Consider the following 26,659-nt stretch of genomic DNA (forward strand, 5'->3'; position numbering starts at 1 on the left):
TAGGACGAAGACGAAGCGTCCGGGCTCAGGAACGCGTGTAGGAGTGCTTCAGCAGGACCTTGGCCGTGTCGGACGACGGGTGGGCGACACAGGTGGCATCCATGACATAGGCGATGACCCGGGTGGCATCGGAGGGGTCGGGCAGCACCACGAGCATGGCGTCGGTCCCCTGGTAGGTACCGTCCTGGGTTGCGATAGCCATGTCGTTGCTGCCGATGCCCTGCTGGATGCACGGCGGGACTGTGGGCTGCTTGAAGACTCGAGGGCCGTCGCTGTTGGGAGCCGTCTGCGCCCCCAGACTGTGCGGGGCCCGGGAGCCGTTCCCGGAGCCCTGGCTCTCGGCGACCAGATCGGCGACCTGGTTCTCCAGCTTCCCCTCGGAGAAGGTGTCCGCGGCGTTGGCCGTATCACCGGACGGCTTGCCGTCATTCAACGATGTCAGCAGCACGGAACCGAATCCCAGAGCGGCCACTGCGAAGACGGCGCCAAGAACGGTGGCCTTGCGGCGCCCGCCTCGCTTGCGTTCCTTGCGGCCCGGGCCGGTGGTCGTCGTACGGGCGTGCCCTGTGGGGCGGTCTGCCGATGCCGATGTTTCACGTGAAACATGAGCGTGGTCGTCGGGCGTGGGAGTGCCGACGGGTGCTGGGGCATTCACGGCACCGGGCGCGGTGGCATGGAGAAGGGCCTCAGCGGCGAGGGCGGCATCGATGCGGCCGGCAACGTCGTCGGGCATGCGCTGTGCATCCGGCAGCGTTCCGAGCAGGTCCCGGATCTCTGCGAGCGATGCGTGGACGTCAGCGCAGAGCTCGCACTCGTCCAGATGTCGCCGTACGTCTGCGGTCCTTGACGGCGGGAGCACGCCCTCGGTGAGGTCGGAGATCTCGGCGACGTCCGGGTGCCCGGCCGTGTCTGTCGTGGATGTCACGCTCGCCCACCTCCGCCCTTCACAGCAGCTGAATCACTGGGTCCTGTATCGCGTGAACCGGGGTCCTGTGGTTCCGCTGCCGGTGGGACGGATGTCCCGTGCGGCCGGTTCCGTCCCCGGCCGGGTTCTCTGTCGTCGTCGGCGTTTTCCGGCCTCAGATGGGTGAGAAGGGGGAGGAGTCGCGCTCTGCCCCGGGCACAGCGGCTCTTCACGGTGCCGGTCGGTACATCGAGGATTCTGGCGGCTTCGGCGACCGGGTAGGCCTGCATGTCCACCAGAACGAGGGCCGCGCGCTGGTCGGGTGGAAGCGTACCGAGTGCTTCGAGGAGCTGGCGGTGCAGATCCTTGCGCTCCGCGGGGGCCGAGGCCGACTCATGCGGCTCCAGCAGTTGCTCCAGGCGTTCGGTGTCATCGACGGGAGAGGTCTTGCGTGAGGCCGCCTTGCGGGCGCGGTCGAGGCAGGCGTTCACCGTGATGCGATGGAGCCACGTCGTGACGGCCGACTGGCCCCGGAAGGTGTGGGCGGCCCGGTAGGCGGAGACGAGGGCGTCCTGCACCGCGTCAGCGGCCTCCTCGCGGTCGCCCAGCGTCCGCAGGGCCACGGCCCAGAGTCGGTCACGGTGGCGCCGTACGATCTCGCCGAAGGCGTCGGGGTCGCCTTCCACATGGCGAGCGAGGAGGTCCTGATCGCTTGCGTCGCCGTATGCGGTGCCATCTGCCATCGGACCTCCTCCCCTGGGACGCGGCGGGCCGTCAGCCTGCGAACTTCACGTCGGTGATGGCCTGCTTGTAGCCGGGCTGGCTGTAGTTGGCGGAATCCTCTCCCGAATAGGGCATCGCTGTCAGCCAGACCAGCACGTAGCGGCTCTTCTCCGGCTTGTCGACCGTCACCTTTGCGGAGGTGCTGCTCGTGGTCACCTCGCCCAGCTCCTTCATCGAGCTCAGGGGCGTGGAGGAATCCAGTGAGTCCGTCGCGTACAGCTCGACGGTGGTGTGAGGGCCGCCGTAGCGGAGGGAGAGCGACGCGGTCGACACCTCCTGGGCGGAGCCGAGGTCGTAGACGATGCCGACACCGGGCTTGATCAGTATCTTCGGGCCGTCGTTGTAGCTGTTGGTCCGCCACCCCGTCGATGAGCTGTCGTCGTACGTCAGGTCCACATCGCCGGGATGCTGGGCATCGCCTCCGGCCACGTACTCCTGGGCACCCTTGATGCCGAGCGATTCGGTCGGCTTGCCCTGGTCGCCGTTCTTGTCGTTGTCGTCCGTCGTCTGCGTCTGGTCGGTGTCGTCGGACTTGTTGCCCTGGTCCATGAGCGCATCGGCGAGCTGCCAGCTGCCCAGTCCCAGGGCCGCGATCAAAAGGGCAGAGACGGCCCACTTCAGAGCCTTGCCGGTACGGCTCTGTAGCGGAGGGGGTGGCGCCTGCACCGGTTGGGGGGCTCCGGGGCGCGGCGCCTGACGGCCGTACGTGCCCTGCTGGTACGTCGTGCGCTGGTACTCGGGCGGGGCGGTGAACGTCGGCTCAGGCGGGCGGATGCGGGGCATCTCGCCGACCGCCTTCACCAGTTCCTCCGGCGTGGTGCACGGGGACTCGTGACGGGAAGCGGTCGCTCCGTCGTTGGCGAGCGCGCGCATGGCGAGCTCGGACAGACCGCGGTGGACGCCGGCCCGCACCTGGTCGGGGGCGATCAGCCCGACGTCCTTGGGCAGCCCGGACAGGCCGTAGGCATCGCTCTCGTACGGCCAGCGCTGGGTGAGCGCCGCGTACAGCAGGGCGCCGATGGACTCCGTGTCCGTGCGCTGCGGCGTGTCCGAACTGATGCCGCGCAACGCGGCGTTCACGGCAAGGCCGCGGATCCGCCACTGACCGGAAGAGGTGCGCAGGACCGCGTTGGGGTTGAGACGCAGATGGGCCAGACCCTCGCGGTGCGCGGCGGCCATCGCGGCGGCCACATGGCTGGCCATCTGATACGCGTCGTGCGGTTCCAGCGGCCCGGGGGCGAGCAGCGAGGTCAACTCGACGGCGTCGGGAAGCCATTCGTGGACGACGTAGACGAGATCGTTCTCCTCGACGGCATCGAGGACCTGGACGAACCGGGGATCACCGAGCAGGGCCGAGGAGCGGGCCGCCGCGAGGACGGAACGCGCCCGCGTGTGATCCGCGGGCAGGATGTGGACGCCGACAGCGCGACGGAGTTTCTCGTCCACCGCCCGCCAGCTGCTGAATCCGTCCAGACGGGTGACGCACTCCTCGAGGCGGTAGCGTCTGGCGAGCTTGTGACCGCTGTGCAGCTCGGGCGGTGAGGCCTTTTCGGGACGCTCGGTCCCGCCGCTCCCCTGTGCCTCGTCGGTGTCCGTGTCCAGCTCCCGATTCTTGACCACCCCGTCGGCCGTGGACTGGTCCGCCTGTGCGGTCAGCGGCTCGTCACCGCTGTTGTCTGCCACGTCGACGGCAGCCGTACTCCGATCCGCCACCGTCGTTCCTGCCTCCCCATTCATTGCGCGCCGTTCGACTTCCGTGCGCGCCGTCCGACACCGAAACCAATTGTGCCCACAGTCCGCCGCTATGCACGACACACGGTGGCGGTCGATGGTTGTGCGCCTACCCCCGACCTAGCGCCCCAGACGCCCGCGGACCATGCCGACGAGCGAATTCAGCTCCTCGATGCGCATGCGACGGGCGGCGATGAAGAAGACCCCGAGCAGTACGGCTCCGCCGACGAGGATCGCGGCGAAGGAGCCTGCCACGCCCTGGCCGAGCGAGTGGCCGATGCCGTAGCAGGCTGCGCCGCTGAGCACTGCCGCGGGGATCGAGGCGATGCAGAGCCGGGCGTACGTCCGCATCACCCGGGTGCCGTCCAGGTCGCCGCCCAGGCGCTTGCGCAGCCGGCTCCAGGCAACACCGACGCCGATTGCGTACGCGAGGCCGTACGAGGCGGCCATGCCGACGACGGCCCAGCGGGCCGGGATCAGGAAGTAACAGGCGGCCGAGGCGCTCGCGTTCACCGCGGCCACGATGACCGTGTTGTAGAAGGGGGTCCGGGTGTCCTCGTAGGCGTAGAAGGCCCGCAGGACGACGTACTGCACGGAGTACGGGATCAAGCCGAGGGCGAAGGCCATCAGCATGTATCCCATGTTCGTCGCCTCGCTGGTGCCCGAGGAGCCGAAGATCAGCGTGCACATCGGGATGCCGAGAGCGACGAAGCCGAAGGCGATCGGGACGATCGCGACGGCCGTTGTGCGCAGCCCCTGGGAGATGTCGTCCCGCACGGCACCGGCGTCGCTCTCGGCGGCCGACCGCGAGATCCGCGGGAGCAGAGCCGCCATCAGGGAGACCGTGATGATGGCTTGCGGCAGGCCCCAGATGAGCTGGGCGTTGGCGTAAGCGGCGAAGCCGGTGCCCTTGACGTCCGAGTCCACACCGGCCGCGGTTGACAGCTGGGTGACGACCATGGCACCCGCCTGGTTGGCGAGGACGAAGAAGAAGGTCCACTTGGCGAGCATCGCGGCCTTGCCCAGGCCGTGGCCCTTCCAGTCGAAGCGCAGCCGCGGCCGGAACCCGGTCTCGCGCAGGTACGGGATCATCGCAAGGGCCTGCACGACGAGGCCGAGCAGGACACCGATGCCCAGGAGCCGCTGGCCCTCCGGCGGGATGTTCGTGACGTCCATCCCGGAAGTCCCCGAGGTGCCGTACACCCAGATGAACATCCCGAGCGTCACGATGATGACGATGTTGTTGAGGACCGGGGTCCACATCATCGCGCCGAACTTTCCACGGGCGTTGAGGATCTGTCCCATCACCACGTGAATGCCCATGAAGAAGATCGAGGGCAGGAAGTAGCGAGTGAAGGTGACGGCGACCTCGTTGGCCTCGGGGTTGCTGGCGATCGGGTTCGACAGCATGCGGACCAGAAGCGGCGCCGCCAACATCGCGAGTCCGGTAAGTACGCCGAGGGCGACCACCACGAGGGTCAGCAGACGGTTGGCGTATGCCTGGCCGCCGTCCTCGTCGTCCTTCATGGCGCGCACGAGCTGCGGCACGAAGACGGAGTTGAGACCACCGCCGACGGTCAGGATGTAGATCATCGTCGGCAGCTGGTAGGCGACCTGGAAGGAGTCGCCGAGAAGGCCGAGGCCCAGCGCGGAGACGATCAGCGCGGAGCGGATGAAACCGGTGAGACGGGAGACCATCGTGCCCGCCGCCATCACGGCACTCGACTTCAGCAGGCCGCCCGCCCGGCCGCCCTTCCTGGTCGCCGCCGGGGCGGGAGCGGGTGCCTCGTCCGCAAGAGGAGGCGGCGTCGCCGCGGGGTACTGACCGTACTGTCCTGGCGCGGGCTGGCCGTACTGTCCCGGCGCCGGGGACGGGCCGGGTACCGACGGGGGCTCGTACTGGGGATGGCCACTGCCCTGCTGCTGGTCCCGGAAGAGATGCGCGAAGGCGTCCGGCTCGTGGCGTTCCTCGGAGGAGTGGGTGACGAGGTCGTCGACGCCCACGTACTGGGTGGTGCGGGGATCGTCGCCGTACGGCAGGTACTGGGTCGCGCCGTCCGGCTCGGGTGCCGGGGTCTGGGCCCACACGCGCGGGTCGGGGGCGTACGGCGACTGCGGCGGCTGGGCGTAGAGCTGCTGCGGCGGCGGGTACGTGCCCGGGGGCGGCGGCGGGTGTGCGGCACGGTCGTAGAGCGCCTCGGCGACCGGGTCCTGGGCCGAGAGGTCCTGCGCCCGGTAGGGGTCCTGGTCGTAGGCGTCCTGGAGGTACATGTCCGCGGGAGGCTCCGGCGGTACCTGGCCGTGCTCGGGCGGCTGGCCCTCGGGATGGCCCGAGCTGCCCGCGGCCTGGCCGCCGTCACCGTCGTACGGCGCGTTCATGGTTACCCCACCTCATCGTCCCGGGCCGACCGGCCACGACATCCTCAACGGTCCACTCTCTCACCCGTGCCGGACGGGTCTGTGCTTTCCGCTGGGGTGTCCGGTGCCGGGTCACTCGGCTGCTCCGGGTCGCCTGCTTGGGGCCGGGCGCCGGACTCCTTCTTGAGACGGTCTTCGGGGCCCCCGGGGTTCTGCGGGCCGTCCTCACCCTCGCCTGCCGCGTCGGGGCCGTCCCCGTCGGCCTCGCGGGCGGCGGCGCGCTTGCGCTGGGTGTACATCCGGAAGCCGGCCAGGACGAGCAGGAGGACACCACCGCCGATGACCAGCATCACGGTGGCCGTGATCTCGGTGACCTTCACGTCGAAGGTGACCTGTCGGCCGTACGCCTGGCCGTCCTCCGTGTACAGCTGGGCGATCACCGTGGCCCGGCCGTTGGCCTTGGCCGAGGTGGTGAACTTCACCGTCTGGCTGTGCCCGCCGGAGACCGTGACGGGCTGTTCCTCGTAGGTGGCGCCGCCGATCTGGAGCCGGTTCGGGTTGGTCGAGGTGAGGCGCAGAACCAGGTGCTCGACGCCCTGCACCAGGTTGTTCTGCACCGTCACGGGGATGGTGGCACTGCGTCCGGAGAGCTTGGTCTCGGACTTCTCGATCAACGTGACCTGACCGACGAGTGACTCGAGATAGGACTCCACGTCGGTCCGGAAGCTCAACGCGGTGTCGGCCCGGCCGCGCCACGACGTGGACATCTCGCGGTTCATCGCCCGCCCGAAGGGGGTCACCACACGGGACTGGTCGGAGAGGATCACCTTGAAGTTGTCCAGCTTGTTCTGCGTGGACGCGATCTGCTCGAAGGCCGACCGGGGCAGCTCCTGCTTGCGCAGCGACGAGGGGTAGGCGGAGCTGGAGGGCACCTCCGTGGTGGCGCCCTCGTCCGGCTCCGCGGCTGCGGTCGCCGTGAGTTCCTGGGACTCGGACCAGGAGCCGCTCTGGAGCGCCGTCACCGCCTCGGCCATCGCCTGGGCCTGTCGGCCCGTCGGCATGCGCTGCGGGGCGACGACGATGCTGCGCTGATTGTCCGTCTGGAGGTTCATCGTGAGGCTCTGGGCGAGGAACTTCTGTACGGCGAGCGTGGACGCCGACGCCTTCGTCATGTCGCCCTGGAAGCCCGTCGACAGCCGTGCGTCCGCGACCACCGCCGTTGTGCCACCGCCGATCGGACGCGCCGCCGAGGGCGTGTACGGCAGGCCGCCCGTCTCCTCCAGGCTGTCACTGCGCGCGATCACCTTGTCGGCGCCGGCCGACGTGGCGACCTTCACGATCGACGGATCGACGGCGCCGTCCACGGGCCAGGCGAAGTCCGTGATCGGTTCCACGTGGAGGATCGTCTCCACCGTGTTGGCGACGACGTCGGTGGCTTCCTTGAGGTGACTCAGCGAACCGGTGACGCTGGTGCCGTTGTGAGCGAGGGAGGCCAGGTCGGGGTCGGCGAAGGGCAGGGCGACGACCTCCTTGTCGACCACCGCTTCCTGGAGCGAGGCAAGCCACTTCTTCGCCACCGCCTGACGGGTGCCGGCCGTGGTGGTGCCGTCGTCGTTCTTCACCCGGTAGCCGCGCGTCATCGCATCGACCGAGGCCAGCAGGTCCGGGTCGATCACCCAGGTGACGTCGAGGTTCTTGCCCAGCGACAGGAGCTGGTCCAGCCGGCCCCCGGGGGAGATCTCCTTGGCGAGGTCGTCGTTGAGGAAGACCGGAGTCTGCTGCTCGTTCGACCCCGTCTCCGCCGTCATGTGGACCGTGGAGACGAGCGGCCACAGGACGGTCGTCTTCGTCCTGGTGTCGGCCTCCCCGGGCTGCCAGGGCAGGAACGTCCGCTCGATGCCGAGCACCTGCTGCCACGGCTGCGCGGAGGTCTCGCCGGAGAGGGAGACGGCGAACTGGTAGACCCCGTCCGGGCCGAGGTCCAGCTTGTCGACGGGTACGGCGATGCTGAAGCGCTCGGATACGCCCGGCGTGAGCTTCGAGAACTCCTCGACGTAGTCCTCGCCGACCGGCGTGCCGTCGGCGCCCTCCTGGTAGCCGGTGCGCTGGGCGGCGGTGTCGATGGCCGAGCGGGTGGTCAGCCGGGGGCCCAGGCGCAGATCGACCTCGGCGCCGGTGACGGCCTGCTTGCCGTTGTTGGTCACGGTGCCGGACACGGTCAGGGTGTCGCCCTCGACGGGGGCGCTGGGGCTGAGCGAGTCGAGAGCGATGGCCACTGTGCTCGAGCCCGAGGCGGCCTTCGCGGAGGTCTGTCCGGCGGCGCCCGCGGGCATGGCGGCAGGCAGCTGGAGCAGCCCGGCCAGCAGGGGCGCCCCGGCGAGCACTGCTCCCGTGCGCCGCAGCCACCGGCGGGCAGGTGAGGGACGGGTCCCCTGGAAGTCTGCCGCCTCGGCCACGCGCTCGTCCGTCCCTCGTCGTCGTCAGTGGTCGTCGGAATGTCCGCCCACGCATGGTAACGATGCGCGCTGAGGGGAAGTGCCGCGGACCGCTCCACAAGATCGGGGGACGCCGCCGGGCTGTCCCGTATATGCCCGTATAAAGAGGAGCGTCTGCCGCACGTTGCCAGGACAGATCTTGTGCGGGTATCAGGGAGGCGAGGTGCCAGTCACTTTTGGGCGAGCCGCCGGTCCCCTCCATAATGGGGGCGCTCTGGGCCGCCCGCGCCACGTACCCTCTTCTGTTGTGCCGAACGCCAACGAAGACAACCTCAGTGCCCTGAGCCAGGTGCAGCACCGCGCGGTCAGTGAACTGCTGCGGGTCGCTCCTGTCGCCGACGACCTCGCCCGCCGCTTCCAGGAGGCCGGGTTCTCACTCGCCTTGGTCGGCGGATCGGTCAGGGACGCGTTGCTCGGCCGGCTCGGCAACGACCTCGACTTCACGACGGATGCCCGACCCGAGGACGTACTGAAGATCGTCCGACCGTGGGCGGACGCCGTGTGGGAGGTCGGAATCGCCTTCGGGACCGTCGGGGTGCAGAAGGATGCCCGCGTCGGAGACGCTGATCGACGCTTTGAGATCGAGGTGACCACCTACCGGTCCGAGGCGTACGACCGAACCTCACGCAAGCCCGAGGTGTCGTACGGCGACTCCATCGAGGAGGACCTCGTCCGGCGTGACTTCACGGTGAACGCGATGGCGGTTGCGCTCCCGGAGAAGGAGTTCATCGATCCGCACGGCGGTCTCAAGGACCTCTCTGAGCGTGTGCTCCGCACCCCGGGCACCCCTGAGGAGTCCTTCTCGGACGATCCGCTGCGAATGATGCGGGCCGCGCGCTTCGCCGCGCAGCTTGACTTCGAGGTGGCTCCCGAGGTCGTCACGGCGATGAAGGAAATGGCGGAGCGTATCGAGATCGTCTCGGCCGAGCGAGTCAGGGAGGAGCTGAACAAGCTGATCCTGTCCGCGCACCCCCGCAAGGGACTGACGTTGCTGGTCGACACCGGGCTCGCCGACCATGTGCTCCCCGAGCTTCCGGCACTCCGCCTGGAGCGCGACGAGCATCACCGGCACAAGGATGTCTACGACCACACGCTGATCGTTCTGGAGCAGGCGATCGAGCTTGAGGACGACGGCCCCGACCTCACCCTCCGCCTGGCTGCGCTCCTGCATGACATCGGCAAGCCGCGCACCCGTCGCTTCGAAAAGGACGGCGGGGTCTCCTTCCACCACCACGAAGTGGTCGGCGCGAAGATGACCAAGAAGCGAATGACGGCGCTGAAGTACTCCAACGAGCTCGTGAAGGATGTTTCCCGTCTGGTCGAGCTCCACCTGCGTTTCCACGGCTACGGCACCGGAGAGTGGACGGACTCCGCGGTCCGCCGCTACGTCCGTGATGCCGGCCCCCTCCTCGACCGCCTCCATAAACTGACCCGCTCGGACTGCACGACCCGCAACAAGCGCAAGGCGGCCACGCTCGCGCGTGCCTATGACGGCCTGGAAGAGCGGATCGCGCAACTCCAGGAGCAGGAAGAGCTGGACGCGATCCGTCCCGATCTCGACGGCAACCAGATCATGGAAATCCTGGGTGTCGGCCCTGGGCCGGCCATCGGGCGTGCGTACAAGCACATGCTGGAGCTTCGCCTGGAGAACGGGCCGATGGCGTACGACGCGGCAGTGGCGGTGCTCAAGGAGTGGTGGGCCGAGCAGGGCTGAGTGCGTGAAACGGGGCAATGTTTCACGTGAAACATTGCCCCGCCCGAGACGCGCCGAGGGGCGGTGTTTCACGTGAAACATTGCCCCTCTGAGTGCCTGTCCTACTTCGTGTAGTCCTTCAGGCAGAGCAGGAAGTCGCTGCTGTCGCCGCTCTCGGTGTACACGTACTGGAAGTCCTTGGTCTTGGCCTCGCACTGGGTGCTGGCCGCGGCGTCGGTGGTGTAGGAACCTTCGATCTTGGCCAGCACCACGTACTGGGCGTCCGAAGAGCTGCACTCGACGACTTCGAGGTCCGGCTCGTTGTTGTTGGTGCTTCCGCGGTGCATGCAGTCGCCCACCGCGGCCGTCTTGGCGTCATCCTGGCTGGCAATGATGCTGCCGATGACCGCGCCGATGATGGCTACGGCGATCACTATGTTCCTGATCAACTTGAAGCTGGCCCTGCGGCGGGGCTGCTCCGGCGGGACCGGCGGGTACGGCGCGGCGCCCTGCTGGGGGAAGCCGGGCTGGCCGGGCTGCTGCGGGTAGCTGCCCTGGGGCGGGTACGGGGCCTGACCCTGGGGCTGGGCGTAAGGGTTCTGGCCCTGCGCGAATGGGTTCTGGCCCTGAGGCGGCGGAGTTGTCACTGAGGTCCCCCTGGAACTGGATGCATGACGCGAACATGGCGCGAAATAAGACGCACGTAAGTTACCGGTCCCCACTGACAACTCTGTGGCGAGGAGTGGCTCTGTGTCATTGATGTGACACTTACTGGCGTTCAAGTCTGGACATAGTGGAAGCAACTGCCCCGTAGATAACGGCGACTGTGACCACCAGCGGCACCGACCGGCCGTCCGGGGGCAGCATCACGGCGGCGACAGCGGCGGCGCCGACGAACGCGGCGTTGAACAGGACGTCGTAGACCGAAAAGACCCGGCCACGGAAGCCGTCGTCGACCGAGGACTGCACGATCGTGTCCGTGGCGATCTTCGCGCCTTGGGTGGTGAGGCCCAGGACGAATGCCGCGACCAGTATGGGTGTTGTGGCGAAGGGCAGGCCGAGAGCGAGTTCCAGGACCGAGGCCGCCGCCGCGCACACGACGATCCAGCGGCCGGGGCCGAGACGACCCGCCGCCCAGGGAGTCAGTACCGCCGCCGCGAAGAAGCCGGCGCCGGAAATGGCCAACGCCAGGCCCAGCAGGGCGAGTCCGTCCTCCGAGGTGGAGGTGAAGGCGTACCGGCAGAGCATCAGCACCATGACCGTCAGGGCGCCGTAGCAGAACCTCATCATCGTCATCGCGCACAGCGCCCACGTCGCCTCCCGGCGCTGTGGCGCGGCGAGATGACGTACGGCTGCCGTCAGGTCGCGCGCGGTGCCGGAGAGTGCCGCTCTGAGGCGGGGCTGGACCATTTCCCGGTCGGGGCCCAGCAGTTCCCGGGAGATCCGCAGCGAGGCCAGCCCGGCGCACAGGTACAGCACGGCGCCCAGCAGCACCACCGCCGCGTCGGAGTCCGCGAACAGGAGCCGTACGACGAAGGCGAGGCCGCCGCCGGCGGTCGCGGCGAGCGTTCCGGCAGTCGGGGACAAGGAGTTGGCGATCACCAGTCGGTCCGTGTCGACCACGCGGGGCAGTGCGGCGGACAGGCCCGCGAGGACGAAGCGGTTGACGGCGGTGACGCACAGGGCGGAGACGTAGAAGAGCCAGTCCGGGACGTGGCTGACCATCAGGGCGGCCGTCGCCGTGGCGAGCAGGGCACGCAGCAGGCCGCAGTACAGCAGAACCTGACGGCGGCGCCAGCGGTCCAGCAGGACGCCGGCGAAGGGGCCCACCAGGGAGTACGGGAGGAGCAGGACCGCCATCGCGGAGGCGATCGCGGTGGCCGAGGTCTGCTTCTCCGGAGAGAAGACGACGTAGGAGGCGAGTGCGACCTGGTAGACACCGTCGGCTCCCTGGGAGAGCAGGCGTACGGCGAGCAGGCGTCGGAAGCCCTGGAAGCGCAGGAGGACGCGCAGGTCACGGACGACGGCCATGGGGCACAGCCTCACATACGGGGAGGGTCCCCGAGCGGAGTGCCCCGGGGACCCTCAATTTCGAGCAAGACCTGGGTCTTTAGCGCTCGACCTCGCCCTTGATGAACTTCTCCACGTTCTCCCGCGCCTCGTCGTCGAAGTACTGGACCGGCGGGGACTTCATGAAGTAGCTCGACGCCGACAGGATCGGGCCGCCGATGCCGCGGTCCTTGGCGATCTTCGCGGCGCGCAGGGCGTCGATGATGACGCCGGCGGAGTTCGGGGAGTCCCAGACCTCGAGCTTGTACTCCAGGTTCAGCGGGACGTCACCGAAGGCGCGGCCCTCGAGACGGACGTACGCCCACTTGCGGTCGTCGAGCCAGGCGACGTAGTCGGACGGGCCGATGTGGACGTTGTCCGCGCCCAGCTCGCGGTCGCGGATCTGGGAGGTGACGGCCTGCGTCTTGGAGATCTTCTTGGACTCCAGGCGGTCGCGCTCCAGCATGTTCTTGAAGTCCATGTTGCCGCCGACGTTCAGCTGCATCGTGCGGTCCAGCACGACGCCGCGGTCCTCGAACAGCTTCGCCATGACGCGGTGCGTGATGGTGGCGCCGACCTGCGACTTGATGTCGTCGCCGACGATCGGGACGCCCGCCTCGGTGAACTTGTCCGCCCACTCCTTGGTGCCGGCGATGAAGACCGGAAGGGCGTTGACGAAGGCGACCTTGGCGTCGATGGCGCACTGGGCGTAGAACTTCGCCGCGTCCTCGGAGCCGACGGGCAGGTAGCAGACGAGGACGTCGACCTGCTTGTCCTTGAGGATCTGGACGATGTCGACCGGCGCCTCGGCGGACTCCTCGATGGTCTCGCGGTAGTACTTGCCGAGGCCGTCGAGCGTGTGGCCGCGCTGGACGGTCACGCCGCTGTTCGGCACGTCGCAGATCTTGATGGTGTTGTTCTCGGAGGCGCCGATGGCGTCCGCGAGGTCCAGGCCGACCTTCTTCGCGTCGACGTCGAACGCGGCGACGAACTCCACGTCACTGACGTGGTAGTCGCCGAACTGGACGTGCATCAGGCCGGGGACCCTCGACGCCGGATCGGCGTCCTTGTAGTACTCGACTCCCTGCACCAGCGACGCAGCGCAGTTGCCGACGCCGACGATGGCTACGCGAACCGAACCCATTCCGGTTGCTCCCTGTGTGTACGAGTGAGGCCCTGGCAGGGGTCTCACGTGGTGGTGTCGCCGGGCGTATCCGGACCGGGGGTGTCCCCGGTCCGGGGCAGGACGCCCGGCGCTCCCTCTGTGGTGTCGCGAGCGGCTTCCCCGTGGGCGGGACCCTTCAGGTCCCGGCCCGCCCGCTCACTTTCGATGAGCTCGTTCAGCCAGCGCACTTCGCGCTCCACGGACTCCATCCCGTGGCGCTGGAGCTCAAGCGTGTAGTCGTCGAGGCGCTCCCGGGTGCGCGCCAGGGAGGCGCGCATCTTCTCCAGGCGCTCTTCCAGCCGGCTGCGTCGCCCCTCGAGCACGCGCATGCGTACGTCGCGCGACGTCTGCCCGAAGAAGGCGAAGCGAGCAGCGAAGTGCTCGTCCTCGTACGCGTCGGGCCCGGTCTGCGAGAGCAGTTCCTCGAAGTGCTCCTTACCTTCCGCCGTCAGCCGGTAGACGATCTTGGCGCGGCGGCCGGCGAGGGGCGCGGCGAGGGCGTCCTCGGACGTGTTCCCCGGCTCTTCGATCAACCAGCCGTTGGCGACCAGCGTCTTGAGGCAGGGGTAGAGCGTCCCGTAGCTGAACGCACGGAACACACCCAGTGATGTGTTGAGTCGTTTGCGCAGCTCATAGCCGTGCATCGGGGATTCGCGGAGCAGGCCGAGTACGGCGAACTCGAGGATCCCGGAACGCCGGCTCATCGTCGCCTCCTCTCTGCCGCGGCCCGCCAGACGGGCGCCGTGACGGTCTTTATGCCGAGCTGATGTATCGACTCGATACATCACGACGATAGAACGACCTTGCGGATGCGACAAGAGGGAGGACGGTGAACGGGATCACATCACCGATTCGTAGGAAGTAAGTTGCCTGTTTTGGGGTGAACTTCGGGACTCGGTAGGTTTTGACGGTGCGTAGTCTGTGCGGCATGCAGACCACCGGGAACCGAGTGACGCCTGGGGACGTCCTCGTCCCCGGTGCAGTACGGGTGAATGCAGGACCGACCACATCCGTACTTCGGGGGGACCGGAAACCTGCCGCCGTTTCCAGGCGCGCCACGGTGCGCCTGCCCTAGGAGTAGTCGTTCGATGAGCGAGCACCGTCGCAAACCGCCGCAGCCGCAGGGAGGCGGACGTGCCGCGGCCCGACGCGGCCAGTCCAGCCTGCCCACCGGCCGCCGCGCGGCACCGCGAGGCGCCACCGGGTCTCCTTCCGACGCGTACGGGTCGGATTCCGGGTCGGGTGGCGAGGAGCGGCCGTACGGCGGCCGCGCCGAGGCCCGGCGTGCGGCACAGAGAAGCGGAGCCGGCCGCCGCAGAGCGGCCGACCCCGGCCATGGCGGCCGGCGAGCCGGTCCGGGCGGTCCCGGACGGGGCCGAGGGCGTGCGGTCCCTCCCGGCAGGAAGCGGATCATCGACTACCCGCGGGCCGGTAAGTACGGCTGGCAGCGCTGGGTGCCGTCATGGAAGCTGGTCTCCGGCCTGTGCATCGGCTTCTTCGGCAGCCTGGTTGCCGTGGCGGGCATCGGATACGCGATGGTGGGCATCCCCGACATCCAGAAGACCGCAGAGGCACAGAACAACGTCTTCTACTGGTCCGACGGCAGCGAGATGGTCTCCACGGGTGGCGAGACGAACCGCCAGATCGTCAACCTCTCGCAAATCCCTGAGGCGATGCGGAACGCCGTCATCTCCCAGGAGAACAAGACCTTCTACACCGACAGCGGCATCGACCCGAAGGGCATCGGCCGCGCCGTGTTCAACATGGCCAGGGGCGGCGAGACACAGGGTGGCTCCACGATCACCCAGCAGTACGTCAAGAACGCGATGCTCAACGACCAGTCGCAGACCATCTCCCGGAAGTTCCAGGAGATCTTCGTGTCCATCAAGGTGGGCTCGCAGCTCTCCAAGGACGAGATCATGGCGGGCTACCTGAACTCCGCGTACTACGGCCGCGGGGCCTACGGCATCCAGGCGGCCGCGCGCGCGTACTTCAACAAGGACGCCATCGACCTGAACCCGGGCCAGTGCGCTTTCCTGGCGGCGACTCTCAAGGGCGCCACGTATTACGACCCGGCGGGTTCGCCCTCCATCGACTCGGTGGGTGCCAGTGCCGAGGCGAACCAAAAGCGGGCCAAGGCTCAAATGCAGGACACCCTGGACAAGATGGTCGCGTACGGCCATCTGGACGCCGCGACGCGGGCCAAGTACACCGAGCTCCCCAAGACCCAGAGTCCGCGCTCGAACGCGGCGCTGAGCGGCCAGGTCGGCTATCTCGTCGACCTTGCCAAGGCGTATCTGGTCAACAACACGAAGATCACGCAGAGCAATCTGGAGCAGGGTGGCTACTCGATCTACACGACCTTCGACAAGAAGAAGGTCAAGGAGCTCGAGGACTCGGTCAAGAAGGTCCAGAAGGCCAACATCGACCCGAAGAAGCGCCCGAAGACGGACACACACGTCCAGTTCGGCGGTGCCTCCGTGGACCCGAAGACCGGTGCGATCAAGGCCATCTACGGCGGTGAGGACGCGACCAAGCACTTCACCAACAACGCCGACGTCACCGGCGCCCAGGTCGGTTCGACGTTCAAGCCGTTCGTGCTCGCGGCGGCGATGACGTGGGGTGTGCGGGATCCGGAGCTGGGTGCGGCACAAGCACAGGACGAGCGGACCCAGGTGTCCCCGAAGAGCCTCTTCAGCGGCAAGAACAAGCTCAAGATCAAGGACTACAACGGAGATATCTGGAAGAACGAGGAGGATAAAGAGTGGCTGCAGGTCAATGACGGCGACGAGTCGTACGGCACTCCACCCGACTACCAGATCGACCTCCGTGAGGCGATGCGGGAGTCGGTGAACTCCGCTTTTGTGCAGCTCGGCATGGACGTCGGCCTGGACAAGGTGAAGGAGGCCTCCATGAACGCGGGCCTCAAGGAGGACAGCCTGGCCGGCACCAACTATCCGACGTTCTCCGTCGGCACGTCCGACCCCAGCGCGATCCGCATGGCGGGTGCGTACGCCACGTTCGCGGCCAGCGGCAAGCAGCGCGAACCGTTCTCCGTGCTGAAGGTCACGAGCAAGGACGGCGCGGTCTACACGCACGAGACGGCGACCAATGAGGCGTTCACCTCGGATGTCGCCGACAACGTCACGGACGTCCTGAAGACGGTCGTCGAGGACGGAACGGGTACCAGTGCCCAGCTGGAGGGCCGTGATGTGGCCGGCAAGACCGGTACCACGGACGGCAACAAGTCCGCCTGGTTCGTCGGCTACACACCGCAGCTGTCCACGTCGATCACGATGTTCCGGTACGACGACGACGAGTCCCAGAAGAACCGCGAGTTCCTGAAGATGTTCGGCACGGGTGGCCAGGAGAAGATCCACGGTGCTTCGTTCCCGGCCGAGATCTGGCACGACTACATGGAAGAAGCGCTGAAGGGTCTGCCGTCGGAGGACTTCCCGACGCCCAAGCCCATCGGCAAGATCGTCAACGAGCCGACGCCGACCCCGACTCCCACCATCACGGAGACGCAGGAGGAGAGCCCGACGCCGACTCCGACGCCCAGTGAGTCCCTGACCTCTCCCACGCCCACGGAGACCGAGACCTGCGGCTTCTTCGGCTGTGAGGAAACGGGTGGCACCGACTCGGGCGGTACGGACTCCGGAGGCACGGACGGCGGCGTGACGTCCTCACCAACGGCCACGGAGACGGGCGACGAGAGCGGAAACAACGGCAACGGCAACGGAGGCCTTTTTGGAGGCTCAAGCGGCTAAAAAAAGGCCTGCTGCGCACGGCTGAACCATCGTTCGTCGCCAACGGCAGGAATGACGAGGGCCCCGGAGCAACTCCGGGGCCCTCGTCATGTCGCGGCAGGGCCGGGTTTACCAGTAGCTGCTGCACCACAGCTCACCCGTGCCGCCGTCCTCATGGCAGACGCGGTAGTAGTAATTCGATCCACCGAGCATGTTGGACCAGTCGGAGCCGCCATCGGGGATTGTCACGTACAGCGCCTTCACCAGCGGCTGGCCGCTCGCCGTGCTGTGCTTCTCGATCCATGCATAGTGTGGCCAGAAGTCGTTGCCAGGGGTCGGGTCACTCCCGCGAACCCATGCGGCCTGGCAGCTTGCCGACCATCGCAGTTCCGCCTTCCTGATCCCGTCGGAGACCGTCTTCTTGGTCACCGCGTCGCCGTCGCAGCCGTAGGTGACCGGACCCTTGTTGTCACAGCCTGTTCCGGAACACGAGGCGGCATATGACGTTCCGGCCAGTGGTATCAGTACGGCCGCCATGGCCGCGGTGACGACCACGGAAACTCTGGCCGACAGTTTCTTTCTCACTGAACCTCCATCGAAGAAGGGTTGCATAGCTGTTGCTGCCGGGCGGCATATGAAGGGGCTGAATATGCTGCGGCTACGTCCATCGCCATGTGTTTGTTAAGCGGCTTCGTCCAACAGCCCGAGTTCACTCACACGCAATCCGAGCGCAAATCGCCCACGCGCTTCCAGATGTTCCATCAACCGGTTCACTCTGCGTTGGATGGTCCGGTGTCCCAACGCGAGATGCTGGGCAATTGCTTGATCCGGGAGGCCGTTCCGCATGAGGCGGAGGATTTCCAGATCCAAGTCATCGGCACACGGTTGGTTACGCACTCCTGATCCCCCAGTGATCGAAACTACCATCAGGCTGTGGTGGTAAATTCCGCGCTCTTTCTTCACTTTACTGACGAGAACTCCGCACGAGCAAGGTCCACGATGCTCGCCTATGGGGCATGTTGGGGCGAAAAGCTGGCGTAATTGCGCCACATCCGCAGGTGTTTCACATGTTTGTGAGGGAATATCTATCGGTTCGCCTAGTTTAGTCACGGGCCAGCGTGACGTAAATACGCCAGGGTTGAAAAGTGATTTCGTAGCCCCGTCCGTGATGTCATTTATTGATTTACCCCCGCAGGTGTCTATTGACGGGTGGTCATCAGGGCGTCCCGCCTTGCTGCGGGAACCTCAATGGGGAGAAAACATTGATATCGAGACGCATGAGAAGGCGATTCCTGGCGTCGGTCACGGTCAGCGTGGCCACGGCACTGGCCATTCCGCTGACCATGCCCGCGCAGGCATCCGAGCCGACCCCGCCGAAGAACGCCGCGCAGTGGCAGGCCCCGGACACCAGTGATGTCGACAAGCCCGCCGCTGTCGCCTCGAAGGACCGGGCCGCTCTCCTCGGCAGCGCCTACAAGAAGTCCACCGACACCGCTTTTACCACCTCAGGTGACGGCACGGGCTTCCACCTCCTCGTCGCCGAGGAGAGCAACGGCTACGCCTGGAAGACCGCTGCCACCCTCTCCGAGCCCGGGTTCGACACCGACACCTGGATCGGCAACGCCTGTCTGACCGCCTCCGGCAAGCGGGCAGTTGTCTCCTACGCCCCGCGCACCTTCACCAACAAGCCCGAACTGATGGCGCGGGGAGCCTTCGCGGCCACCGTGGACCTCACCACCGGCAAGGTCACCAAGCTGCCCTTCCAGGCATCGCTGGCCTACTTCAGCCCCGGCTGCGGTTCAGGCGAGCAGGCCGTGTTCACACAGCTCTCCCACGAGGGCGACACCCAGCAGCAGACCCGCCTGATCAGTGTGGACGCCACCACAGGCAGGGCCGGCACGTCGGTCACGTATCCAGGGCAGGTCACCTCGGCCGTCCCGACCAAGGGCGGCATCGTCGCCGCCCACGGGAACCGGTTGGTCAGCGCCGGAGCCAAGGGCAGGCTGAGGGAGATCACCCGCACCAAGGCGGTCCCGTTCCAGCTCACGGTGGACGCCGACGGCGGCCTGACCTACATCGACCGCACCAGGACAACCGGCACGACGACGTCATCGACCGGTTACGCCCAACACATGGGCGCCGGCCAACTCCGCACGAGCAGCGCCAAGGCCGCCACGGTGGCTTCCGGCAAGCTCACCGACTGGGACCTCGCCTCCTCGGCCGACGGCACTGTCTACATCACCGGCAAAGCCACCGGCGAGAGCACCCTGCCGAGAACAGTGCGGAACCCCGGCGGCATCACCAAGGGCGCCTTGCTTTCCAGCCACGGCCACGCCGCGGTCACCACCGCCTGGGCGGACGGCAAGGACACTCGCATCCGGCCCGAAGAAGCCCTGACCGAGCGCACCGCACGCACCTGGCTGCACCTGCTGGGCACAGAGAAAGCCGTCACCCTGGACGCCCGGCCAGGCAAGGACCGTATCGGCGGACAGAAGGCCGAAGAGCAAGGTGCGGCAGCATCCCCGGCACTGCCGCAGCCCAGCATGACGTCCCGACCGGAGAAGGACTCGGCGGGTTCCACGGCCGGCGGCGTCAGCCTGGCCACGCAGACGCCGCGCACCCAGCTGCTGGCCGCCTCGCCCTCCGACCCGAGTGAGGACGAGTCCGAGCGCACCTGCAGCGTTGCCCGCAACGACGTGAAGAAACAGGCGTTCCAGCCGACTCCACGCCAGGTCGAGTGGGCGGTGGACCAGGCCGTTGTCGGCAAGCTGGACTTCTACCGGGCCGCGAACTGGAAGAACACCGGCATGGGCGGCTATCAGCCTCAGGGCCTCTTCCCGCCGATCCTCCTCGAAGGTGACCCCAACGGGTCGCTGGACACCGAAGACGGTGACAACGACCGCTGGCACATTCCGTCCCAGATCCTCCTCGGCATCACCGCCCAGGAATCCAACATGTGGCAGGCCACCCGCTACGCCGTGCCCGGCGTCACCGCCAACAGCCTCATCGGCAACTACTACGGCGTTGACTACACCGCGAGCGGCGAACAGCAGGACCCGTGGGCGATCAACTGGGCGGATGCCGACTGCGGCTATGGCATCACCCAGGCCACCGACGGCATGCGCCTGCCCGGCCACGACCAGCCCACCAAGTCCGTACTCCAGCAAGAGGCCATCGCGCTGGACTACACCGCCAACATCGCGGCCGGTGCTCAGATCCTTTCGCAGAAGTGGAACGAGACCCGCAAGGCGGGGATGAAGGTCAACGACGGTCATCCCAAGTCGATCGAGAACTGGTTCTTCGCCCTGTGGGCCTACAACTCCGGCTTCTACCCTCAGTCCGACGCGGACTCCTCCGGGCACTGGGGCGTGGGCTGGACCAACAATCCCGCCAACCCACTGTGGAAGGCCAACCGGCTGCCGTTCCTGGAGAACGCGTCAGGCGGCGACAACTACGCGGACGCCGCACACCCGCAGGACTGGCCGTACGAGGAGAAAGTCATCGGCTGGGCGGCGCGCCCCATCGCGGCCGTGTCCGCGCCGGGCCAGGTCACGGCGGGTTATGTCGCCGCGTGGTGGAACAACAACGCCTACCGCACATCGGCCAAGCCGCCGGTCGACCTGTTCTGCGACTCGTCCAACTCCTGCGTCCCATCGAAGATCGGCGACAACGACTCCAACGATCCCGGTCAGGGTGCCTGCACGCTCGACAGCGGGAACGACGAGACCAACCCGCACTGGCTGCACTGCTGGTGGAACAAGTCGGTGGAGTGGAAGAACTGCACGGCCCTCGCTCAGTGCGGCAACCAGGTCCACCGGTTCAACACCAGCTACCCCGAGCAGCCCGACGCCAACTCCTACCCGCCGCGCTGCACCAGCGGGCTGCCCAGCGGCGCGTTCGTCATCGACGATCTCCCCAACGGCGTGACCCCGGCCGGCTCGGCTTCGCGTGGCTGCGGAGCGGCCAAGTCCGACGGAACGTTCACTTTCAACTACAACATGTGGAACGGCACTTATCCGGGGAAGATGGACACCCACCAGATCGGGGCCGGATACGGCAACCACTTCTGGTTCGCCCACACCCGTCAGCCGGAGTCCACGACGGGTACCGCCAACCGCATGGAGGTCACCGGCACCTGGAAGCTCGGCCAGGCGATCTCCGGCCAGGCCAAGGTCTACGCCCACATTCCCGACCACGGGGCGCAGACGGCCGAAGCCAACTACAAGATCAAGACAGCGTCCGGCACGAGGACCAAGACGATCTCCCAGACCGCCAACGAGTCCAACAAGTGGGTGGACCTGGGTGCCTACCGCTTCAACGGCACCACCCCGGAAGTCAGCTTGTCCAACTTCAACAGCGGCGGCACCGGCGACAAGGACATCGCCTGGGACGCGGTGGCGTTCGTGCCGGGCGACTACGACGACTTCGGGGAGATCTCCTTCCCCGACGCCGACCCCGACGCGCCGGACCCGGAGATCCCGGACTCGCCCAAGACCATCGCGGGCGACGTGTTCCCGACCGGTGTGGCCGGCGCCGAGCAGTCGGCCGACCTGTCGCCGGCCGCCCGCACCATGAAGGGCATGGAGTGCCGGGAGACGCCGGGGCGTGACGACACCGAGGTGTGCATCGGCACGACGGCCAAGGACTCGAAGACGTCAAGGGCGGCGGCCGCCGTCACGCCCGACGAGAACGCCAGCTGCTCGATAGCCGGCCGGTCCAAGAGCTACACCCGGTTCGAGGCCTGTATGACCTCCGAGGTGACGGTCGGCATCATCAAGAACGGCGTCCCGCAGGGCAATGCCTACCTCGACTACCGGCACGAGATCGACCTCGCGGTCAACAGCAAGACCATCACCCAGCGGGTGTCGCTGAAGCCGAAAAGGTACGACCCCACGGTCTCGGAGTTCCTGTTCAGCATCAACATCCAGGGCTTCTGCCTGCCGGCCTGCACCGTCGCGAACCAGACCTGGTCCGGGTCCCCGCAGTGGACGACGTACACCGACTTCCACGAGGCCACGACGACCATCAAGTTCGACTGGGACGGAGAGGTCGGGCACGCCACCGACTACCTCAACTGGATCCTGTCCGGCAAGGTCGACGGCAAGGAGACCACGGGCGTCGACTACGACGAACCCGAGCTGAAGGTCCGCTGCGACAACGAGTTCTCCGGCAAGAACGCCGGCTGTGTCTTCCAGGAGTACGTTCCGTCGTACCCGGTGAACACCAAGGCGTATCCCGCCGCGGCGACGCTGTACTGGGTGCTCCAGCAGAAGCTGGCCAACCACCCGGGCAGCAAGGAGCACAACATGCCGCTGCACCGCCTGGCGGACACGGCTCTCCAGGAGGCCAACCGGAACATCATGTGCAAGCTCGCTGCCGCCAAGTTCCTGAAGCATGACGCCACCCCCGACGCCAGCTGCGACGAGTACGCGTTCGCGGCGTCCCGGGAAAGCGGCGGTATGCAGCCAGGCGTCGAGTCCGGCGCCGACTGTGCGCAGTTCTTTGCGACGAAGGAGAGCACCGGCTGGAAGCTGTACCTCGACGACCGTTACGACCTGCCCACCTACAACGAGGTGTGCGGCCGCGGGAACATCCCGCAGGGCCAGAACACGAGCGCGGGCGGCGGTCTGGGCCGGTGGACACCCAAGGCACGGGTGCTCGACGGGGACGCGTACTACGTGTACCTGCCCGGGTTCGAGGGCTGCGATCCGGCGACGTTCTGCCAGGTACGTCCCTGACGCCCTGATCGCGTGATGCGGGGCCCGGCACCCTGGGTGCCGGGCCCCGCATGCGTCGGCGATCCCCCGGCTTCGCTCACTCCTGGAGCCGGGCCGCGAGAAGCGGTCCTTCGAGGACCTCGGCACGAGGCAGATCCAGCCCGAACACCGACTCGGCCAGGCCCAGAGCCCGCAGTTCGGGCTGCACTACGTCGACACCATGCTGATACGGCGACCTGCCGTCCGGGAGCAGCAGACCCGCCTCCCGCATCGCCCCTGCGAGCCGGTCGGGATCGTCGCCGGTGCGCTCGTGTTCGCGGCCGGGCTCGAACCGGCACACCAACCGGCCGTCCTCCGCGTAGCCGAGCGACATGTCCGCGTTCACCGTCCGCCACATGTCGATCGCATCCGTGCCGGTCGAGAGCTGTCGGACTCTGTCCAGCGAATCCGGGCCGGCGGGACCGCCCTCGACGAAGGCATACGCCCATCTCCCGCTCGCTCCGGCACGCACCACTACGTCGTCGGTCTCGTCGGCGAGGTCGCCGGCCTCCTCCCGCGTCAGCACCTGATCGGGGTCGACGTCCAGTCCGAGCCGCGTCAGCAGGTCAGCCGGGGGCAGCCCTCGAACGAACAGAACCCAATAGCCGAGATTCACTTCTTCTGCCGTCGCAAGCCACCGAATTCCGTCCAACCTCTTCCCTTCGTCGCAGCGCGCCCGCAGAGCATGTACGGCGTCCCGGACGCGAACGATGGCATCTCCGCTCAGCGTACGCAGAATGCTGTGGCGTTTTGTCTGGATGACGACGCCCTCCTCAAGCTCTGCGGCCGTGTGGCGCCCGAACGACGGACCGTACGAGCCGTCGGCAGGGCGCCTGCTGCCCTGGACGGGCACGTCGGGGTCCGCGACGACCCAGGACGGCTGCACCTGGGGGACTCTCAGGGACGTACGGCAGGATGTCCCCCATGCCCAGTGCTGAATCGACGCAAGCGAGCGTGCACGAGCCGGACCCGGTGCCGCCGACCAAAGAAGACGTGGTCGCCGCGCGCGGCAGCGAGCTGATCGGCGGTCCCATCGGCCGGCGTGCCCTGTTCGGGACGTCCTGGTGGACCCCCGTACGGATCATCGCGCTCGTGGCGATCGGCATGTTCGCTCTCGGCCTGGTCCAGAAGGCGCCCTGCTACAACGGTGCCTGGTTCTTCGGCGCCAGCTCGCAGTACACGCACGCCTGCTATTCGGACATCCCGCACCTCTACCAGGGGCGCGGCTTCGCCGACGGGCTCGTGCCGTACTTCGACAAGCTCTCCGGCGACATGCAGTACCTCGAATACCCGGTACTGACCGGAGTGTTCATGGAGGTCGCCGCCTGGCTCACACCCGGCAGCGGCAGCATCCAGGACCAGGAGCAGTGGTACTGGATGGTCAACGCCGGGATGCTGATGGTGTGCGCCGCCGTCATCGCCGTCTGCGTGACCCGTACGCACGCCCGGCGGCCCTGGGACGGTCTGCTGGTCGCCCTGGCCCCCGCCCTCGCGCTGACCGCCACCATCAACTGGGACCTGCTGGCGGTCGCTCTGACGGCCGCGGCGATGCTGATGTGGTCGCGGGGCCGTTCGCTCGCTTTCGGCGTCCTCCTGGGGCTCGCCACGGCCGCCAAGCTCTATCCCTTCCTCCTGCTCGGCCCGCTGCTCGTGCTCTGCTGGCGTGCGGGCAAATGGCGGGAGTTCGGGACGGCACTGGGAGGGGCGGTCATCGCCTGGCTGGTGGTGAACGTGCCGGTGATGCTGTTCGCCTACGAAGGCTGGTCGAAGTTCTACGAGTTCAGCCAGGAGCGGGGCGTCGACTTCGGCTCCTTCTGGCTGATCATGTCCCAGAACTCGACCAACCCGCTCAGCACCGACACCGTGAACACTCTGGCCACTCTGCTGATGCTGGTGTGCTGCGCGGGCATCGCGGCGCTGACACTGACCGCGCCCCGCCGTCCGCGCTTCGCCCAGTTGGCCTTTCTGATCGTCGCGGCCTTCATCCTCACCAACAAGGTCTACTCGCCGCAGTACGTACTGTGGCTGATCCCCCTCGCCGCGCTGGCCCGGCCGAAGTGGCGGGACTTCCTGATCTGGCAGGCCTGCGAGGTGGCGTACTTCCTGGGCATCTGGATGTACCTCGCGTACACGACCAGCGGAGACGCTCACAAGGGCCTTCCGGCCGACGGCTACCACTGGGCCATCGGCCTGCACCTGCTGGGGACGCTGTACCTGTGCGCGGTGATCGTGCGCGACATCTTCATGCCGGAGCGGGACGTGGTGCGCAGGGCCGGCGACGACGACCCTTCGGGTGGCGTCCTCGACGGCGCGGAGGACGTTTTCGTGTTCGGCGCGGCAGCCCACCCGCCGCGGCACGCGGCTCACTTCGAAGGACCTCAAGTGGAGTGGGGCAGTGCAAGCCCCGGGCCGTCCGAGGAGCGTTCGCCCTGAGCGAACGAGGCGTAGGCGGGCCACGTAAAAGGCCGCACACGGTGTCTCCGTGTACGGCCTTTTCTGCCGTTGTGACGCGCGCAGGCGGCTCTGTCTTCTGTCGGACAGCCGTCAGCGATCGACGAGCCGGTCGAACTGCGTGGTGGTGTGCCGCAGATGGGCTACCAGTTCGTCGCCGACCTTCGGCTCCGAGGCGTCCGCGGGCACGAACAGGATGGAGACCTGCATGTGCGGCGGCTCGGCGAACCAGCGCTGCTTGCCGTCCCAGACGAAGGGAGAAAGGTTCCGGTTGACCGTGGCGAGGCCGGCGCGGGCGACGCCCTTGGCGCGCGGCATGACGCCGTGCAGCGCCTTGGGGGCCTCCAGGCCCACCCCGTGCGACGTACCGCCCGCAACGACCACCAGGAAGCCGTCGGAGGCCGCCTTCTGCTGCCGGTAGCCGAAGCGGTCGCCCTTGGAGACGCGGGTGACGTCCAGGACCGCGCCGCGGTACTCGGTGGCCTCGTGATCGCCCAGCCACAGCCGGGTGCCGATACGGGCGCGGAAGCGGGTCTGCGGGAACTGCTGCTGGAGACGGGCCAGTTCCTCGGCCTTGAGGTGGCTGACGAACATGGTGTGCAACGGCAGACGGGCCGCACGCAGCCGGTCCATCCAGCCGATGACTTCCTCGACGGCGTCCGAGCCGTCGGTGCGGTCCAGCGGCAGATGGATGGCGAAGCCCTCCAGGCGGACGTTCTCGATGGCGGCGTGCAGCTGTGGCAGGTCCCGCTCGCTCACGCCGTGCCGCTTCATCGAGGACATCACCTCGATGACCACCCGGGCGCCCACGAGGCCGTACACGCCGTCGATCGACGAGACGGAGCGGATGACCCGGTCGGGCAGCGGAACGGGCTCCTCGCCGCGCCGGTACGGCGTCAGCACGAGCAGGTCACCGCCGAACCAGTCCTTTATGCGCGCGGCCTCGTACGTCGTGCCGACGGCGAGGACCTCCGAGCCCAGCCGTGTGGTCTCCTCGGCGAGCCGTTCGTGTCCGAAGCCGTAGCCGTTGCCCTTGCAGACCGGGACAAGGCCCGGGAACTGCTCCTGCACGTGCTTGTGATGCGCCCGCCAGCGCGCGGTGTCGACGTAAAGCGTGAGCGCCATGGCCGGACCTGGAACCTTTCTCGTGGCTGCGGTGTATCAGAGATGTGAAAGCAAATTGTGGTGTGTCAGCGGCGGGACATGTAGATGTCGAGCGCCTTGTGGAGCAGCTTGTTGAGCGGGAAGTCCCACTCGCCGAGGTATTCGGCGGCCTGCCCGCCCGTTCCCACCTTGAACTGGATCAGACCGAAGAGGTGGTCGGTCTCGTCCAGCGAGTCGGAGATTCCACGCAGGTCGTAGACGGTGGCGCCGAGCGCATAGGAGTCGCGCAACATCGTCCACTGCATCGCGTTCGAGGGCCGGACCTCACGGCCGATGTTGTCGGACGCGCCGTAGGAGTACCAGACATGGCCGCCGACCACCAGCATGGTCGCGGCCGACAGGTTCACACCGTTGTGGCGGG

At 67.5% G+C, this 26,659-nt stretch carries 16 protein-coding genes and 1 pseudogene; 4 read left to right on the top strand and 13 right to left on the bottom strand.

Annotated elements, in window-relative coordinates; all coding sequences use genetic code 11:
* Positions 1-25 precede the first annotated feature (25 nt).
* The 5 genes from KCH87_RS09285 to KCH87_RS09305 form a co-directional block, all read right to left on the bottom strand.
* A complete protein-coding gene (locus KCH87_RS09285) occupies positions 26-925 on the bottom strand; it encodes an anti-sigma factor (protein WP_210585442.1) in 900 nt (299 codons plus the stop codon).
* On the bottom strand, positions 922-1,647 hold the full coding sequence (sigM, locus tag KCH87_RS09290) for an RNA polymerase sigma factor SigM (protein ID WP_210585443.1): 726 nt from the start codon (positions 1,645-1,647) through the stop codon (positions 922-924). Before sigM ends, KCH87_RS09285 begins: the two co-directional genes overlap by 4 nt.
* A gap of 31 nt (positions 1,648-1,678) precedes the next feature.
* Positions 1,679-3,400, bottom strand: a complete 1,722-nt coding sequence (locus KCH87_RS09295; RefSeq protein WP_210585444.1) for a protein kinase family protein — start codon at positions 3,398-3,400, stop codon at positions 1,679-1,681.
* A gap of 138 nt (positions 3,401-3,538) precedes the next feature.
* Positions 3,539-5,797, bottom strand: coding sequence for a murein biosynthesis integral membrane protein MurJ (gene murJ, locus KCH87_RS09300; protein WP_210585445.1), 2,259 nt, complete (start codon positions 5,795-5,797; stop codon positions 3,539-3,541).
* Between the two features lie 44 nt (positions 5,798-5,841).
* Positions 5,842-8,232 carry a DUF6049 family protein gene (locus tag KCH87_RS09305; RefSeq protein WP_210585446.1) on the bottom strand — a complete coding sequence of 797 codons (2,391 nt, stop codon included), beginning with the start codon at positions 8,230-8,232 and terminating at the stop codon, positions 5,842-5,844.
* A 286-nt stretch (positions 8,233-8,518) separates the two neighbouring features.
* On the opposite strand from KCH87_RS09305, the gene KCH87_RS09310 reads away from it, so the two are divergent.
* Positions 8,519-9,985: a CCA tRNA nucleotidyltransferase gene (locus tag KCH87_RS09310; RefSeq protein ID WP_210585447.1), complete on the top strand. Its 1,467-nt coding sequence runs from the start codon at positions 8,519-8,521 to the stop codon at positions 9,983-9,985.
* A 101-nt stretch (positions 9,986-10,086) separates the two neighbouring features.
* Here the strand turns inward: KCH87_RS09310 and KCH87_RS09315 are convergent, their stop codons facing one another.
* The 4 genes from KCH87_RS09315 to KCH87_RS09330 all read right to left on the bottom strand — a co-directional run bounded on the left by KCH87_RS09315 (position 10,087) and on the right by KCH87_RS09330 (position 13,882).
* The gene (locus tag KCH87_RS09315; protein WP_210585448.1) at positions 10,087-10,611 is read right to left on the bottom strand and encodes a hypothetical protein; all 525 of its coding nucleotides are present in this window, start codon (positions 10,609-10,611) and stop codon (positions 10,087-10,089) included.
* Positions 10,612-10,732: 121 nt separating this feature from the next.
* Entirely contained in the window at positions 10,733-11,995 is a 1,263-nt protein-coding gene (locus KCH87_RS09320) for an MFS transporter (protein ID WP_210585449.1), read from the bottom strand.
* A 79-nt stretch (positions 11,996-12,074) separates the two neighbouring features.
* Positions 12,075-13,157 (bottom strand): inositol-3-phosphate synthase, encoded by a 1,083-nt coding sequence (locus tag KCH87_RS09325; RefSeq protein WP_210585450.1) that lies wholly within the window; start codon positions 13,155-13,157, stop codon positions 12,075-12,077.
* Between the two features lie 44 nt (positions 13,158-13,201).
* Positions 13,202-13,882, bottom strand: coding sequence for a PadR family transcriptional regulator (locus KCH87_RS09330; RefSeq protein WP_210585451.1), 681 nt, complete (start codon positions 13,880-13,882; stop codon positions 13,202-13,204).
* Positions 13,883-14,266: 384 nt separating this feature from the next.
* Here KCH87_RS09330 and KCH87_RS09335 point away from each other — a divergent pair, with 384 nt between their 5' ends.
* Positions 14,267-16,948 carry a transglycosylase domain-containing protein gene (locus KCH87_RS09335; RefSeq protein WP_210585452.1) on the top strand — a complete coding sequence of 894 codons (2,682 nt, stop codon included), beginning with the start codon at positions 14,267-14,269 and terminating at the stop codon, positions 16,946-16,948.
* A 108-nt stretch (positions 16,949-17,056) separates the two neighbouring features.
* Here KCH87_RS09335 and KCH87_RS09340 read toward each other — a convergent pair whose 3' ends face one another.
* Positions 17,057-17,512 (bottom strand): DUF2690 domain-containing protein, encoded by a 456-nt coding sequence (locus KCH87_RS09340; RefSeq protein ID WP_210585453.1) that lies wholly within the window; start codon positions 17,510-17,512, stop codon positions 17,057-17,059.
* Between the two features lie 692 nt (positions 17,513-18,204).
* On the opposite strand from KCH87_RS09340, the gene KCH87_RS09345 reads away from it, so the two are divergent.
* Positions 18,205-22,665: a hypothetical protein gene (locus KCH87_RS09345; protein WP_210585454.1), complete on the top strand. Its 4,461-nt coding sequence runs from the start codon at positions 18,205-18,207 to the stop codon at positions 22,663-22,665.
* A gap of 76 nt (positions 22,666-22,741) precedes the next feature.
* Here the strand turns inward: KCH87_RS09345 and KCH87_RS09350 are convergent, their stop codons facing one another.
* A complete protein-coding gene (locus tag KCH87_RS09350; RefSeq protein WP_210585455.1) occupies positions 22,742-23,569 on the bottom strand; it encodes a DUF6461 domain-containing protein in 828 nt (275 codons plus the stop codon).
* Positions 23,570-23,598: 29 nt separating this feature from the next.
* On the opposite strand from KCH87_RS09350, the gene KCH87_RS09355 reads away from it, so the two are divergent.
* A complete protein-coding gene (locus KCH87_RS09355) occupies positions 23,599-25,116 on the top strand; it encodes a glycosyltransferase family 87 protein (protein WP_210585456.1) in 1,518 nt (505 codons plus the stop codon).
* A gap of 111 nt (positions 25,117-25,227) precedes the next feature.
* Here the strand turns inward: KCH87_RS09355 and KCH87_RS09360 are convergent, their stop codons facing one another.
* Together KCH87_RS09360 and femX are read right to left on the bottom strand one after the other, a co-directional pair.
* Positions 25,228-26,259 (bottom strand): alanine racemase, encoded by a 1,032-nt coding sequence (locus KCH87_RS09360; protein ID WP_210585457.1) that lies wholly within the window; start codon positions 26,257-26,259, stop codon positions 25,228-25,230.
* Between the two features lie 65 nt (positions 26,260-26,324).
* Positions 26,325-26,659: pseudogene (gene femX / locus KCH87_RS09365) on the bottom strand (peptidoglycan bridge formation glycyltransferase FemX); the annotation flags it as partial.

Origin of the sequence: Streptomyces sp. GESEQ-35 (genome assembly GCF_017948485.1) — a bacterium.
In the GTDB taxonomy this organism is placed as follows: Bacteria; Actinomycetota; Actinomycetes; order Streptomycetales; family Streptomycetaceae; genus Streptomyces.